Below are 13798 nucleotides of genomic sequence, written 5' to 3'. Positions count from 1 at the left end.
GTGGAGGTTACAGGCTTCCTTTGGTGGATGGGATGGTGCCGGCCGCGCGCGGGTCGAGCTCCACAGCCATGCGCAGGGCGCGGCCGAAGGCTTTGAACACGGTTTCGCACTGATGGTGGGCATTGGTGCCGCGCAGGTTGTCGATGTGCAGGGTCACCAGGGCGTGGTTGACGAAGCCACGGAAGAATTCCAGGGTCAGGTCCACGTCGAAGCCGCCGATCATGGCGCGGGTAAACGGAATGTGGTACTCGATGCCAGGACGGCCGGAGAAGTCGATCACCACGCGCGACAGCGCTTCATCCAGCGGCACATAGGCATGGCCGTAGCGGCGGATGCCCTTTTTGTCGCCGATGGCCTTGGCCACTGCCATGCCCAGCGTGATGCCCACGTCTTCCACCGTGTGGTGGTTGTCGATGTGGACGTCGCCGGTGGCTTCGATGTCGAGATCGAACAGGCCATGGCGCGCGATCTGGTCCAGCATGTGGTCGAGGAAAGGAACGCCGGTGTTCAGCTTTTGAACGCCAGTGCCGTCGAGGTTGATGGCCACGCGGACCTGGGTCTCGCTGGTGTTGCGCGTGATTTCTGCGGTGCGGTTCATGAAAAGACTCTTACGGTTTGTGTCAGGCTGCCAGAGCGGCCTTCAGGCCGTCAAGCATGATTGCGTTTTCTTCCGGCGTACTGACCGTAATGCGCAGGCAGCTTGCCAGCACATTGTGCATTCTACCCACATTTTTAATCAATACCTTGCGGGAGAGCAGTTTCGCGTGGGCATCATCGGAATTCGGAACACGAATCAGAATGAAGTTCGCCGCAGACGGGAAAACCTTTACTCCCGGCAATTCTGCCAGAGCTTGCGCCAGCTTGCTGCGTTCTGCACGCAGCAGCGCCGCCTGCTCGTTCAGCACCTCCAGCTTATCGAGGCAGAATTCCGCCGCGGCCTGGCTCAGGACATTGACGTTATAAGGTGGACGGATCTTGTCGAACTGTTCCAGCACGGCAGGCGCGCAGGACATATAGCCCAGGCGAATGCCGGCTAGGCCCAGCTTGGACAAGGTACGCATGACGATCAGATTATCGAACTCCGGCAGGCGGGCCATAAAGCTCTTCTGTGCGAAGGGCTCGTAGGCTTCGTCCACCACGCACAGGCCCGTATCGCCGAGGGCGCGGATGATCTGCACCATCTCGTCCTCGTTGAACAGGTTGCCGGTCGGGTTGTTCGGGTAGGCCAGGAAGACCAGGGATGGCTTGTGCTCAGCGATCGCCGCCAGCATGGCCGGCAGGTCGAGTGTGAGGTCGTCTTTCAGCGGCACGCCAACGAAGTCCATGCCCGCAATCATGGCGGAGCGCTGGAACATCACGAAAGAAGGCACCGGCGCCAGCATGACCGCGCGGCGGTCCTGATGCGCGCAGGCTTGCGCCATGATGGCGATCAGCTCATCGGAACCATTGCCCAGCATGACATCGTAGCCGGCCGGTACGCCCAGCCTGGCGCAGATGCGCTGCTTGAGCGTGGCGTAGCTGGCCACTGGGTAGCGGTTGAGGGCAACGTCAGCCAGGCGCTGTGCCAGTTCATGATGCAGATGCTTCGGCAGCTCGTACGGGTTCTCCATCGCATCCAGCTTCACAAAGCCGCTGGCATCGGGCACGTGGTAGATGTGGTCTTTGCGCACATCATCACGGATGGTGTTGGCGATCAGGCTGTCGAGGGACATCTTGCATTACTCCTGTAAGGCTAATTTCTTTCGTTTGGGCGGCGGCGGCGCTTCAAGTTCAGCAAGCCGTTGTTGAATGATGCGGCAATAGTCGGGGTTCAGTTCGAAGCCGACGAAATTGCGTTCGCAGCGTTTCGCTGCTACAGCGGTAGTGCCGCTGCCCATGAACAGGTCAAGCACCACACCGTTTTGCGGACAGGATGCCTTGATCATGCGTTCGATAATTTCGAGTGGTTTTTGCGTGGGGTGGTCGACGCGCTCCGAGTGCTCCCGGTGCAGGCGCGACACGCTCCACATGTCTTTCGGGTTGTAGCCCACTTCCAGCCATTTCGCACCGATGAAGATCGAGCGCGAACGGGCTTTCTTCGTTTCGGCGTCGTAAGGGATGCGCACGGCGTCGAGGTCGAAGAAGTAATCCTTGCGGCGCACGAAGAAACCGATGGTGTCGTGCACCGATGAGAAACTGCGAGTACTGCCGCCCATGGAGGGCACGCGGCGGTCCCAGATAATCTCGTTCATCATCGTCATGCGCTTTTTCAGCATGACGAAAATCTCCGGCGAATAACGCCAGGTGAGGAAGATGTACAGGCTGCCGTTTGGCTTCAGCTTGGGCAGGGCTGCGTCAATCCAGCGCTCGGTCCAGGCCAGGTATTCGTCTACCGTTTGCTGGTCCGAGGCGTTGCCGTAATCCTTGCCCAGGTTGTAGGGCGGATCGGTCAGGATCAGGTCGATGCTGCCATCCGGAATACGCGCCAGACCTTCCAGCGCGTCTTCGCAGAAGACCTGGTTGAGCCACCCCGCACCCCGGGCCAGACCCTCGGGGTCTGACCCTGCCGTCAGGGTCTTCATTGGTTTTTCAGGCGCAGTTCTGCGCTACGTGCGTGCGCCTGCAAGCCTTCACCATATGCCAGTTCGGCCGCGACCTTGCCCAGCGTTTGCGCGCCGGCTTCGCTGACCTGGATCACGGACGAGCGCTTCTGGAAATCATAGACGCCCAGCGGCGACGAGAAGCGCGCGGTGCGCGACGTCGGCAGCACGTGGTTCGGGCCGCAGCAATAGTCGCCCAGCGATTCGGACGAGAAGCGGCCGAGGAACATGGCGCCCGCGTGGCGGATCTTGTCCGCCCACTGCTGCGGGTTCTCGGACGAGATTTCCAGGTGCTCGGCAGCGATGAAGTTGGCGATGGCACAGGCTTCGTCCATGTCGCGCACTTTCACCAGCGCGCCGCGGTCCTTCAGCGAAGTTTCGATGACGGCCTTGCGCGGCATGGTCGGCAGCAGCCTGGCGATGCTGGCTTCGACCTTGGCGATGTAGTCCGCATCAGGGCACAGCAGGATGGCTTGCGCCAGCTCGTCGTGCTCGGCCTGCGAGAACAGGTCCATCGCGACCCAGTCAGGATCGGTGCTGCCGTCGCACAGCACCAGGATTTCGGACGGACCGGCGATCATGTCGATGCCCACGGTGCCGAACACACGGCGCTTGGCGGAAGCGACAAAGGCATTGCCCGGACCGACGATCTTGTCCACGGCCTTGATCGTCTCGGTGCCGTAGGCCAGTGCCGCCACGGCCTGTGCGCCGCCGATGCCGATCACGCGCGTTACGCCCGCGATGGCAGCAGCCGCCAGCACCATCTGGTTCTTCACGCCATCCGGCGTCGGCACCACCATGATGATTTCCTGCACGCCCGCCACTTTTGCCGGCACGGCGTTCATCAGCACCGACGATGGGTAGGCAGCCTTGCCACCGGGGACGTAAATGCCCACGCGGTCCAGCGGCGTAATGCGCTGGCCGAGGATGGTGCCATCGGCTTCGGTGTAGGTGAAGCCTTGCAGTTCCTGCTTCTGGCGCTCGTGGAAGGCGCGCACGCGCTCCGCGGCGACCTGCAGTGCCGCGCGCTGCTTCTCCGGCAGCGAGGCCAGTGCCGCATCGAGTTCCGGCTGGGCGATATCGAAATCGGCCATGGACGCCGCGTTCATGCGGTCGAATTTATTGGTGTATTCGAGCACCGCTTCATCGCCGCGCGCACGCACGTCGGCGATGATCTTGCTGACCGCGCCTTCGATGGCGTCATCGGTTTCGGCTTCGAAGGCCAGCAGCGCATCCAGCGCTTCCTGGAAATCGTCTTGGGTGGAGTCGAGTTTGCGAATCATGGCCGGGTCGCGGAGGCGCGCTCAAAAGCTTCGATAATCGGTTGCAGGCGGGCGCGCTTCAGCTTCAGCGCGGCCTGGTTCACCACCAGGCGTGAAGAGATGTCCATGATCTCTTCCACTTCCACCAGGTTGTTGGCGCGCAGCGTGGAACCGGTGCTCACCAGGTCGACGATGGCGTCGGACAGGCCAACCAGCGGCGCCAGCTCCATCGAGCCGTACAGCTTGATCAGGTCGACGTGAACGCCTTTCTTGGCGAAGTGCTCGCGCGCCATTTGGGTGAACTTGGTGGCCACGCGCAGGCGCGCCCCCTGGCGCACTGCCGTCTCGTAATCGAAGCCCGCCTTTACCGCCACCGACATGCGGCACTGGGCGATGTTCAGGTCCACCGGCTGGTACAGGCCTTCGCCGCCGTGCTCATACAGCACGTCCTTGCCCGCCACGCCGAAATCGGCTGCGCCATGCTGCACATAGGTTGGCACGTCGGTGGCACGCACGATCAGGACGCGGATGTCCGGATCGTTCGTAGGCAGGATCAGTTTGCGGGATTTTTCCGGATTCTCGGACACGGTGATGCCTGCTGCCGCCAGCAGCGGCAAGGTGTCTTCGAAAATGCGGCCTTTCGACAGCGCCAGGATCAACCCGTTCGGGTTGGCCTGGCTGGTGGACGTGTTCATGATGTCTTTACTTGATTCGGGTGATATTGGCGCCAACGGCGGACAGTTTCACTTCCATGCGGTCATAGCCCCGGTCCAGGTGGTAGATGCGGTCGACCAGGGTTTCGCCCTTGGCTGCCAGGCCTGCGATCACCAGCGAAGCGGATGCGCGCAAGTCGGTTGCCATCACGGGAGCGCCGATCAGCTGGTCCACGCCTTCGATATAAGCCGTGTTGCCGTCGATGGAGATCCTGGAACCGAGTCGGTTCATCTCCTGCACGTGCATGAAGCGGTTTTCAAAAATGGTTTCGGTGACCTTGCTGCTGCCCTTGGCGATCAGGTTGACTGCCATGAACTGGGCCTGCATATCGGTCGGGAAACCAGGGTATTCGGTAGTACGGAAGGATACCGGATTCGGACGCTGGTCCATCTGGGCGCGAATCCACTTGTCGCCCACGGTCAGCTTGACGCCCATCTCGCGCAGCTTATCCAGCGCCACGTCGAAGATGTCGGTGCGGGTATTGCGGATGGTGATGTCGCCACCGGTGGCCGCCACGGCGCACAGGAAGGTCGCCGCCTCGATGCGGTCCGAAATCACTTCATGCTTCGCGCCGTTCAGCGCAGGCACGCCCTGGATCACCAGGCGGTCGGTGCCGATGCCTTCGATCTTCGCGCCCATGGCGACCAGCATGTTCGCCAGATCGGTCACTTCCGGTTCGCGGGCGGCGTTTTCCAGCACGGTTTCGCCTTCGGCCAGCGTAGCGGCCATCAGCAGGTTCTCGGTGCCGGTCACGGTGATCATGTCGGTGACGATGCGCGCGCCCTTCAGCTTCTTGCACTTGGCGTAGATGTAGCCGCCGTCGATGCTGATGTCGGCGCCCAGGGCCTGCAGACCCTTGATGTGCTGATCCACCGGACGCGAGCCGATGGCGCAGCCGCCCGGCAGGGAAACCTTGGCTTCGCCGAAGCGCGCCAGCAGGGGACCCAGCACCAGGATGGAGGCGCGCATGGTTTTCACCAGCTCATACGGCGCTTCGTATTTGTCGATCTTGGAACCGTTCAGCACGACCTTGTCGCCGTTCTGTTCGACGGACAGGCCGGTCTGGCGCAGCAGCTTGAGCATGGTGGCCACATCGTGCAGGTTCGGCACGTTGGACAGTTCCAGGTCGCCCGCCGTCAGCAGGCCCGCGCACAGGATGGGCAGGGCGGCGTTCTTGGCGCCGGAAATCTGGATGTCGCCAACCAGGCGCTTGCCGCCGGTGATGAGGAGTTTGTCCATATTAGCCTTGGAATTCTTCCGGAGTCAGGGTTTTCATCGACAGTGCGTGGATCTCTTCGCGCATGCGGTCGCCCAGCGCGGCATACACCAGCTGGTGGCGCTGGATCGGGCGCTTGCCGGCGAAGGCAGGCGACACGATCACGGCCTGGAAGTGCTGGCCGTCGCCCTCCACTTCGAGGTGGGTGCATTCAAGGCCGGCGGCGATGTAGCCGTGGATTGCTTCAGGAGTAGTGGTCACGATGATTCCTCAGTAAATCAGTGGCGCAGGCGGTAGCCGCTGCGCAGAAGTCGGATGGCCAGCAGCGCCAGCACCACCAGGAAGGCGGCAACGATGCAGAAGCTGATCCATGGATTGATGTCGGACTGGCCGAAGAAGCCGTAGCGGAAGCCGTCGATCATGTAGAAGAACGGATTCAGGTGCGACGCGCCCTGCCAGAATGCCGGCAGCGAATGAATCGAGTAGAACACGCCAGCCAGGAAGGTCAGCGGCACGATCAGGAAGTTCTGGAACGCCGCCAGCTGGTCGAACTTCTCGGCCCAGATGCCGGCGATCAGGCCCATGGTACCGAGGATGGCCGCGCCCAGCAGGGCAAAGGCGATGATCCACAGCGGCGCGGTAAAGCTCAGGTGCGCGAACCAGGCGGTAATCACGAACACGCCCAGGCCCACCGTGATGCCGCGCACCATGGAGGCCAGCACATAGGCGGAGAAAATCTCCCAGTGCGACAGGGGCGTCAGCAGCACGAACACCAGATTGCCCGTGATCTTGGACTGGATCAGCGAGGACGAGGAATTCGCGAAGGAATTCTGCAGCACGCTCATCATCACCAGACCCGGAATCAGGAAGGCGGTGTAGCTCACGCCAGGATACACTTCGACCCGGCCGGACAGCACGTGGCCGAAGATCAGCAGATACAGCATGGCCGTCAGGATCGGCGCGGCGATGGTTTGCGTGGCGACCTTGTAGAAGCGCAGGGTCTCTTTATAAACGAGAGTGCGGAAGCCGGTGGTGATCATGCGATTTCCGCTCCATCCATAATTTGCAGGAAGACGTCTTCCAGGTCGGCCTGCTGCAGCTGCATCTCGTCGATCGATGCGCCGGCTTCGCGCAGGCGCGCCAGGATTTTTTCCACTTCCGAGTATTCGTTGATGCGCAGGCTGTACTTATTGCCTTCCGGCGGATGGCTGATCAGGTGCGTCAGATCCTGCGGCAAGCCGCCGTTTTGCACGTGCACCACCAGTTGCGAACCGGAGATGCGGCGGATCAGGTTCGACATCGAATCCAGCGCCACCACCTGGCCGGCGCGCAGCATGGCCACGCGCTTGCACATGGCTTGCGCCTCTTCCAGATAGTGCGTGGTCAGCACCACGGTGTGGCCTTCGCGGTTCAGGCGCGAAATGAATTTCCACAGGGTCTGGCGCAGTTCCACGTCGACACCGGCGGTCGGCTCGTCCAGCACGATGACGGGCGGCTTGTGCACCAGCGCCTGCGCCACCAGCACGCGGCGCTTCATGCCACCGGACAGGGCGCGCATATTGGTATCGGCCTTTTTGGTCAGATCGAGGTTTTCCATGACCTCGTCGATCCACTTGTCGTTATTGCCAAGACCGAAATAGCCGGACTGCAGGCGCAGCGTTTCGCGCACCGTGAAGAACGGGTCGAACACCAGTTCCTGCGGCACCACGCCCAGCTTCTTGCGCGCTTCGCGAAAGTCCGTCACCACATCGTGGCCGTGGATTTTCACACCGCCCGCATCGGCCCGGATCAGGCCCGCGATGATGGATATCAGGGTGGTTTTGCCGGCGCCGTTCGGGCCAAGCAGGCCGAAGAACTCGCCCTCCTCGATCGTCAGCGACACGCCGCCCAGTGCCTGGAGCGACTTGTAGCGCTTCTCGACATTGCTGATTTGAATTGCTGTCATGCTTGCTTATTAAGTTTTTGGGGTACAACGGTGACCGTTGCTAAGACGGCTTTGCGGGCCGGGGAAGCGGACCCCGTGGCTCGACTGGCGACGGGAACGGTCAATTATATTGGAATTTTGGTTCGGCGATGCCGGGACCGGGTACAGCGGGCAGGGGGGTGGGGGGCAGAGGTCAATGATGATGCGGGCCGGCCGCAGGCGAAACCGCCGGGCCGCAGTCGCTGGGAGGGGCGACCAGGTTGCACACACCATACAGCTGCGTCAGGCTGCGCAGCGAGGGAGGAAGGTTCTTCAATTCGAGATGTGTACCAGCCTGGAGCGCAGCGCGCTGCCAGGCCAGCATCACGGATACCGCTGCCGAATCCACCGTTGTCACATTGCTCAGGTCGAACACGGTCTCGCCGGCGCGCAGCGCGGCCAGGCCTTGCTCCAGCGCCTGCGTGGCATTCGCCACGGTCAGCGACTGCAGGGACAACTTGTTCTGTGCAACAGCGGAGTCGGACATTTACTTACCTGCGGTCTTCAGCGGCTTGTTGGCCAGGGTCTTGTTCTTGGCTTGCAGAGTTTTGATCAGGCCGTCAACGCCGCCTTTCGAGATCTCGGACGCGAAAGTGCCTTTGTAGGCTTCCACCAGCCAGGCGCCCAGCACGTTGATGTCATAGATCTTCCAGCCGGTTGGGGTCTTTTCCACGCGGTAGTTCAGCACCACCGGCTCGCCGCGGGTCATGTTGACCTGGGAACGCACTTCCACTTCGGTGTCCGACGGGTCGGCGCGCAGCGGCTTGAAGTCGATGGTTTCATTCTTCACCTGGGACAGGGCGCCCGAGTAGGTGAAGATCAGCAGGGTGCGGAACTCGGCCGACAGCTGGTTTTTCTGTTCCGGCGTCGCATCGCGCCAGTAGCGGCCGGCGGCCAGCGAGGTCATGCGCTGGAAATCGACATAAGGCAGGATCTTGGTCTCGACCAGGTCCATGATGCGCTTCTGGTTGCCGGCCTGGATTTCCTTGTCGTTCTTGGCGGTATCCAGCACTTCGCCGCTGATGCGCTTGATCAGGGCATCCGGCGCCTCGTTGGCGACCGGCGCGGCGGTGGCCGAGGTCTGGGCAGCAACGGTCGTGGCAGGCGCAGCGTAAGCGCCGGCAGCGGTGGCTGCGATGGCGAGGACGATGATTTGCTTGATCAATTTCATATGATTTACCTATGTAAGTTGTACCGCAGGATCACAGGCTGGCATTTTTCTCAGCAGCCGGTGCCGGCATTATAGCCTGCACTGGTGCCTCAGCCGCGTCCTGCTGCTCCGCAGCCGGCGGTTTGGCCGGCGGCGCTGCGTCATTCTGCTCCGGTTGCTGTTCCGGCTTTTTGCCGCCGCGCGGGCCGTCTTCACCATCGAAGACCTGGCTCTGGCGGCGCTGCATCCAGCCGTCGCGGATGAATTCATAACGGTCCAGGGCGGCATCTTCCAGGAGGGTCGATGCATCCAGCAGGGACGCGCGCTGATCCACGACACGAACAACGGTGCCGATGTTCCTTACGTTGACAGGTTCTTTGTATTGCCACGGGTCGGCCTTGAAATCGACCGGCAGCGCCGCAGCGTCACGCACGGTGGATGGCCCCAGCAGCGGCAGCACCAGGTAAGGGCCGGACGGCATGCCATACCAGCCCAGGGTCTGGCCCAGGTCTTCCTTGTGTTTCTGCAGGCCGGCTTCGGAGGCGATGTCCAGCACGCCCAGCAGGCCGAAGGTGGAGTTGATGCCAACGCGCATCACGTCCGACATGCCGTCGCCGATCTTGCCTTGCAGCAGGTTATTGGCGGCAGTCCACACGTCCTGCAGGTTGCCGAAGAAATTGCCTACACCGGTCTGCACGAAGCTTGGCGTCACTTTCTTGTAGGCGGTGGCGGCCGGCTTCAGGGCATAGGTGTCGACCGTGTCATTGAAACTGAACATGGCACGGTTGAAACCTTCATACGGGTCGCGCGGATTGGGACCGGCGCAGCCCGCCAACGTGGCGGAGGCAGCTAGGGTCAGGGCGACAGTGCGGAACTTGCTCATTATTTCGAATCCTTTCCTTCGGCAGCCTTGCTGTAGATGAACTGATTGATCAGGTCTTCCAGCACGGTTGCGGACTGGGTGCGGGCAATCTTGTCGCCGGCTACCAGGTTTTTCTCGTCGCCGCCGGCTTCGATGCCGACGTATTGCTCACCGAGCAGGCCGGCGGTCAGGATCTTGGCCGAGCTGTCTTTCGGGAACTTGAAATCCTCATCCATATTCATGGTGACCACGGCTTTGTATTGCTTGTCGTCAAAGCCAATGCTGGCCACGCGCCCCACCACCACGCCGGATGCCTTCACCGCCGCTTGCGGACGCAGGCTGCCGATGTTGTCGAACTTGGCCGAGATCTGGTAAGTCTTGTTGAAGGAGATCGAGCCCATATTGCCGGCCTTCAGGGCCAGGAACATCAGCGCGGCGGCGCCGATCACGATGAAGAGACCGACCCAGATATCGAGAGATTTACGTTGCATAGTTATTCCTATCTTCTTATTACTTGCTGAACATCAGGGCAGTCAGCATGAAGTCGAGCCACCAGATCATCAGCGAGGAGATGACCACGGTGCGGGTAGTTGCGCCGGACACGTCTTCCGGCGTCGGGTTGGCTTCATAGCCCTGGTACAGCGCAATGAACGTGATGGCAATGCCGAACACCACGCTTTTCACGAATCCGTTGAAGATGTCTTTCCATACATCCACGCCGCCCTGCATCTGCGACCAGAAAGCACCCTCGTCCACACCGATCAGCTGCACGCCGACCAGCCAGCCGCCCAGGATGCCCACGGCGCTGAAGATCGAGGCCAGCAGGGGCACGGAAATGGCGCCGGCCCAGAAGCGGGGCGCCAGCACGCGCTGGATCGGGTTGACGGCCATCATTTCCATGGCGGACAACTGCTCGCCCGCCTTCATCAGGCCGATTTCCGCAGTCAGCGAGGTACCGGCACGGCCGGCGAACAGCAGGGCGGTAATCACCGGACCCAGTTCGCGCGTCAGGCCAAGGGCCACCAGCAGGCCCAGCGACTCGGAGGCGCCATATTTATTCAGCGTGTAATAACCCTGCAGGCCCAGCACCATGCCGACGAACAGGCCGGACAGCGTGATGATCAGCAGCGAATAGTTACCAATGATGTGGAGCTGCTCCACCAGCAGGCGCGGACGGCGCAGGATGCCGGGCGACAGGCCGATCATGGTAAAGAAGGTGCGCGCGGCAAAGCCGACGCTCTCCACGTAGTCGCGGGCGCCGCCGCCGACCGAAGTCAGGAAACTGCGCATCATCGGCGTGCTCCCAGGCCCAGGTCATCGGCCAGCGATTTGCCCGGATAGTGGAAGGGCACGGGTCCGTCCGTTTCGGCATGGACGAACTGTTTTACATATGGATCGGTCGAAACCATCATTTCTTGTGGGGTGCCGTGGGCGACGATCTTGCCCTGCGACAGGAAGTACACATAGTCCGCGATCATGAAGGACTCTTTCACGTCGTGCGACACCAGGATGGTGGTCGAGCCGAGCGCGTCGTTCAGGTTGCGGATCAGGTTGGCGGTCACGCCCATGGAGATCGGGTCGAGGCCGGCGAAGGGCTCGTCGTACATGATCAGTTCCGGGTCCAGGGCGATCGAACGCGCCAGAGCCACGCGGCGCGCCATGCCGCCGGAAATCTCGGCGGGCTTGAGCGGCGCGGCATTGCGCAGGCCAACCGCGTGCAGCTTCATCAGGACCAGGTCGCGGATCAGTTCTTCGCTCAGGTCGGTATGCTCGCGCAGGGGGAAGGCGACGTTCTCGTAAACAGTGAGGTCAGTGAACAGCGCGCCGTGCTGGAACAGCATGCCCATCTTGCGGCGCAGCAAATACAATTCCTTGGTTTTCAGCTGGTGAACGATCTGGCCGTCCACATTCACGCCGCCTTTTTGCGGACGCAGCTGGCCGCCGATCAGGCGCAGCACCGTGGTCTTGCCGCTGCCGGAGCCGCCCATGACCGCCACCACCTTCCCGCGCGGGAAGTCCATACGGAGGCCGGACAGGATCGCACGCTTCCCATAAGAGAAGTGCAAATCGCGGATTTCGACAAGGTTAGACACTGATCACACTCTTTTATTATTAACACCATATTGTAGTTCAGAAACGGTTACCTCTGCTGAGGACCGCTTTTTCACTGGCAATATGGCAACTTTAAAGAGGTGAATGATACAACACTAATAACCCGCAAGTCAGCAATTTACATTTGGAAACGGCTGTTGGGCTGCTGCATGGCAGCATCAGCCTAAGGCGCGGTACATCAGGCCGAGAATGGCGAGATCGCCGCTAATCAGGAGGCCAACCAGGATACGGAAGTCGGTAGTGCGGATTTTGACAATCTGATCGACGAGATTGCGGTGCTCCTCCCGGTTTTCCCGCCCCTGCTCAAGAAGAATCTCGACATTCGCTTCCAACCGGGCGAGCCGTTCGGCGCGCCGATCTTCGGACTGCTGCGGGCTACCCATCATGGCCTCCATCGCGATGTCGTGGAGGCCAGTCTACGCCGGAGAGAAGAAAGGTCAAGCGCACGGAGCCGTGCGCTTGACCCTGCGCAAGATCAGCGCGGCAGGACGGAGGAGCCCATCAGGTACTCGTCCACCGCCTTCGCGCATTGACGGCCTTCGCGGATCGCCCACACGACCAGGGACTGGCCGCGGCGCATGTCGCCGGCCGCGAAGATGCCTGGCTTGCTGGTGTGGTAGCAACGCTCACCGTCGGTGGTGGCGCGCGCGTTGCCGCGGGCGTCCTTGTCGACGCCGAAAGCATCCAGCACTTGCGCCACCGGAGAAACGAAGCCCATGGCCAGCAGCACCAGGTCCGCCTTGATCTCGAACTCGGAGTTCGGCACCTCGGTCATCTTGCCGTCTTTCCATTCGACGCGGCAGGCGATCAGCTTTTCAACCTTGCCGCCCTTGCCTTCGAAGCGCTTGGTGGCCACCGCCCAGTCGCGCTCGCAGCCTTCCTCGTGGGAGGAAGAGGTGCGCAGCTTGGTTGGCCAGTACGGCCAGACCATCGGCTTGTTTTCCTGCTCCGGCGGCATTGGCATCAGTTCGAACTGGGTCACGCTGGCCGCGCCGTGGCGGTTGGAGGTGCCCACGCAGTCGGAACCGGTATCGCCTCCGCCGATCACCACCACGTGCTTGCCGTTGGCCTTGATCTGGTCTTTCACCTTGTCGCCGGCGTTGATCTTGTTCTGCTGCGGCAGGAAGTCCATCGCGAAATGAATGCCCTTCAGCTCGCGGCCCGGCACCGGCAGGTCGCGCGGCGCTTCGGCGCCGCCCGCCAWGACGATGGCGTCGAATTCACCTTCCAGGTCTTCCGGGAAGATGGTTTCCTTGGCCCAGTTGTTAACAGTCGCCGGGAAATCCTTGCCGATCAGGGTGGAAGTGCGGAACTTCACGCCTTCTGCCTGCATCTGCTCGATACGGCGGTCAATATGGAACTTCTCCATCTTGAAGTCCGGAATGCCGTAGCGCAGCAGGCCGCCCAGACGGTCCGACTTCTCGAACACGGTCACGTCGTGGCCAACGCGCGCCAGCTGCTGGGCAGCGGCCAGGCCGGCAGGGCCGGAACCGACCACGGCCACCTTCTTGCCGGTCCTGGTTTCCGAAGGCTCCGGCACGACCCAGCCGCGCTCCCAGCCTTCGTCAATGATCTTGTGTTCGATGGACTTGATGCCCACCGGATCATTATTGATGCCCAGGGTGCAGGCAGCCTCGCACGGCGCCGGGCAGATGCGGCCGGTCCATTCCGGGAAGTTATTGGTCGAATGCAGAACGTTCAGCGCTTCGCGGTAGTGGCCGCGGTACACCAGGTCGTTCCAGTCCGGGATGATGTTGTTGACCGGGCAGCCCGAATTGCAGAACGGGATACCGCAATCCATGCAGCGTGCGCCCTGGATCTTGGCCTGGTCGTTCGTCAGCGTCAGCACGAACTCTTTGTAATTTTTCAGACGCGCCTCGGGAGCGTGATAGCTCTCGTCCTGGCGCTGGAATTCCATGAAACCGGTGATCTTTCCCACT

Annotated in this window: 17 protein-coding genes; all 17 read right to left on the bottom strand. The window is 61.6% G+C overall.

Annotation, left to right across the window (positions count from 1 at the left end):
- Nucleotides 1-7: 7 nt before the first annotated feature.
- The 17 genes from hisB to AB4Z19_RS23990 all read right to left on the bottom strand — a co-directional run bounded on the left by hisB (nt 8) and on the right by AB4Z19_RS23990 (nt 13797).
- Nucleotides 8-598: an imidazoleglycerol-phosphate dehydratase HisB gene (hisB, locus tag AB4Z19_RS24070; protein ID WP_395404291.1), complete on the bottom strand. Its 591-nt coding sequence runs from the start codon at nt 596-598 to the stop codon at nt 8-10.
- A gap of 22 nt (nt 599-620) precedes the next feature.
- Complete coding sequence (gene hisC / locus AB4Z19_RS24065) at nt 621-1712, bottom strand: histidinol-phosphate transaminase (RefSeq protein WP_442036246.1); 1092 nt, start codon at nt 1710-1712, stop codon at nt 621-623.
- A gap of 6 nt (nt 1713-1718) precedes the next feature.
- The gene (locus tag AB4Z19_RS24060) at nt 1719-2561 is read right to left on the bottom strand and encodes a DNA-methyltransferase (protein WP_442029804.1); all 843 of its coding nucleotides are present in this window, start codon (nt 2559-2561) and stop codon (nt 1719-1721) included.
- Nucleotides 2558-3862 (bottom strand): histidinol dehydrogenase, encoded by a 1305-nt coding sequence (gene hisD, locus AB4Z19_RS24055; protein ID WP_442036244.1) that lies wholly within the window; start codon nt 3860-3862, stop codon nt 2558-2560. The genes AB4Z19_RS24060 and hisD overlap by 4 nt, the downstream gene beginning before the upstream one ends.
- Nucleotides 3859-4536: an ATP phosphoribosyltransferase gene (hisG, locus tag AB4Z19_RS24050; RefSeq protein WP_442029095.1), complete on the bottom strand. Its 678-nt coding sequence runs from the start codon at nt 4534-4536 to the stop codon at nt 3859-3861. The genes hisD and hisG overlap by 4 nt, the downstream gene beginning before the upstream one ends.
- Nucleotides 4537-4543: 7 nt before the next feature.
- On the bottom strand, nt 4544-5794 hold the full coding sequence (gene murA / locus AB4Z19_RS24045; protein WP_442036242.1) for a UDP-N-acetylglucosamine 1-carboxyvinyltransferase: 1251 nt from the start codon (nt 5792-5794) through the stop codon (nt 4544-4546).
- A 1-nt stretch (nt 5795) separates the two neighbouring features.
- A complete protein-coding gene (locus AB4Z19_RS24040) occupies nt 5796-6032 on the bottom strand; it encodes a BolA family protein (RefSeq protein WP_231767421.1) in 237 nt (78 codons plus the stop codon).
- Between the two features lie 17 nt (nt 6033-6049).
- Nucleotides 6050-6811, bottom strand: coding sequence for an ABC transporter permease (locus tag AB4Z19_RS24035; RefSeq protein WP_442036239.1), 762 nt, complete (start codon nt 6809-6811; stop codon nt 6050-6052).
- On the bottom strand, nt 6808-7716 hold the full coding sequence (locus AB4Z19_RS24030; protein ID WP_442028734.1) for an ABC transporter ATP-binding protein: 909 nt from the start codon (nt 7714-7716) through the stop codon (nt 6808-6810). The genes AB4Z19_RS24035 and AB4Z19_RS24030 overlap by 4 nt, the downstream gene beginning before the upstream one ends.
- 172 nt (nt 7717-7888) lie before the next feature.
- On the bottom strand, nt 7889-8221 hold the full coding sequence (locus AB4Z19_RS24025; protein WP_442028732.1) for an STAS domain-containing protein: 333 nt from the start codon (nt 8219-8221) through the stop codon (nt 7889-7891).
- The gene (locus tag AB4Z19_RS24020; protein ID WP_442036237.1) at nt 8222-8905 is read right to left on the bottom strand and encodes an MlaC/ttg2D family ABC transporter substrate-binding protein; all 684 of its coding nucleotides are present in this window, start codon (nt 8903-8905) and stop codon (nt 8222-8224) included.
- Nucleotides 8906-8936: 31 nt separating this feature from the next.
- Entirely contained in the window at nt 8937-9767 is an 831-nt protein-coding gene (locus tag AB4Z19_RS24015) for an MlaA family lipoprotein (RefSeq protein WP_442036235.1), read from the bottom strand.
- Entirely contained in the window at nt 9767-10237 is a 471-nt protein-coding gene (mlaD, locus tag AB4Z19_RS24010) for an outer membrane lipid asymmetry maintenance protein MlaD (RefSeq protein ID WP_442028915.1), read from the bottom strand. The genes AB4Z19_RS24015 and mlaD overlap by 1 nt, the downstream gene beginning before the upstream one ends.
- Before the next feature lie 19 nt (nt 10238-10256).
- A complete protein-coding gene (gene mlaE / locus AB4Z19_RS24005) occupies nt 10257-11039 on the bottom strand; it encodes a lipid asymmetry maintenance ABC transporter permease subunit MlaE (RefSeq protein WP_442028916.1) in 783 nt (260 codons plus the stop codon).
- Nucleotides 11036-11839, bottom strand: coding sequence for an ABC transporter ATP-binding protein (locus tag AB4Z19_RS24000; protein WP_442028917.1), 804 nt, complete (start codon nt 11837-11839; stop codon nt 11036-11038). The genes mlaE and AB4Z19_RS24000 overlap by 4 nt, the downstream gene beginning before the upstream one ends.
- Nucleotides 11840-12016: 177 nt before the next feature.
- Nucleotides 12017-12244, bottom strand: coding sequence for a hypothetical protein (locus tag AB4Z19_RS23995; protein WP_442028918.1), 228 nt, complete (start codon nt 12242-12244; stop codon nt 12017-12019).
- 89 nt (nt 12245-12333) lie between these two features.
- Nucleotides 12334-13797: a glutamate synthase subunit beta gene (locus tag AB4Z19_RS23990; protein ID WP_442036233.1), complete on the bottom strand. Its 1464-nt coding sequence runs from the start codon at nt 13795-13797 to the stop codon at nt 12334-12336.
- Nucleotide 13798 lies beyond the last annotated feature (1 nt).

The organism is Pseudoduganella sp. RAF19 (assembly GCF_052114165.1).
Classification (GTDB): domain Bacteria; phylum Pseudomonadota; class Gammaproteobacteria; order Burkholderiales; family Burkholderiaceae_D; genus Rugamonas.
This window is presented reverse-complemented; position numbering and strand designations above follow the sequence as displayed.

What these genes read in the sequence shown, in the direction of transcription:
- hisB (WP_395404291.1), bottom strand. Translation starts at nt 598, where the DNA reads ATGAACCGCACCGCAGAAATCACGCGCAACACCAGCGAGACCCAGGTC.
- hisC (WP_442036246.1), bottom strand. Translation starts at nt 1,712, where the DNA reads ATGTCCCTCGACAGCCTGATCGCCAACACCATCCGTGATGATGTGCGC.
- AB4Z19_RS23995 (WP_442028918.1), bottom strand. Translation starts at nt 12,244, where the DNA reads ATGATGGGTAGCCCGCAGCAGTCCGAAGATCGGCGCGCCGAACGGCTC.
- hisD (WP_442036244.1), bottom strand. Translation starts at nt 3,862, where the DNA reads ATGATTCGCAAACTCGACTCCACCCAAGACGATTTCCAGGAAGCGCTG.
- AB4Z19_RS24035 (WP_442036239.1), bottom strand. Translation starts at nt 6,811, where the DNA reads ATGATCACCACCGGCTTCCGCACTCTCGTTTATAAAGAGACCCTGCGC.
- AB4Z19_RS24015 (WP_442036235.1), bottom strand. Translation starts at nt 9,767, where the DNA reads ATGAGCAAGTTCCGCACTGTCGCCCTGACCCTAGCTGCCTCCGCCACG.
- AB4Z19_RS24060 (WP_442029804.1), bottom strand. Translation starts at nt 2,561, where the DNA reads ATGAAGACCCTGACGGCAGGGTCAGACCCCGAGGGTCTGGCCCGGGGT.
- murA (WP_442036242.1), bottom strand. Translation starts at nt 5,794, where the DNA reads ATGGACAAACTCCTCATCACCGGCGGCAAGCGCCTGGTTGGCGACATC.
- AB4Z19_RS24030 (WP_442028734.1), bottom strand. Translation starts at nt 7,716, where the DNA reads ATGACAGCAATTCAAATCAGCAATGTCGAGAAGCGCTACAAGTCGCTC.
- mlaE (WP_442028916.1), bottom strand. Translation starts at nt 11,039, where the DNA reads ATGATGCGCAGTTTCCTGACTTCGGTCGGCGGCGGCGCCCGCGACTAC.
- mlaD (WP_442028915.1), bottom strand. Translation starts at nt 10,237, where the DNA reads ATGCAACGTAAATCTCTCGATATCTGGGTCGGTCTCTTCATCGTGATC.
- AB4Z19_RS24020 (WP_442036237.1), bottom strand. Translation starts at nt 8,905, where the DNA reads ATGAAATTGATCAAGCAAATCATCGTCCTCGCCATCGCAGCCACCGCT.
- hisG (WP_442029095.1), bottom strand. Translation starts at nt 4,536, where the DNA reads ATGAACACGTCCACCAGCCAGGCCAACCCGAACGGGTTGATCCTGGCG.
- AB4Z19_RS24025 (WP_442028732.1), bottom strand. Translation starts at nt 8,221, where the DNA reads ATGTCCGACTCCGCTGTTGCACAGAACAAGTTGTCCCTGCAGTCGCTG.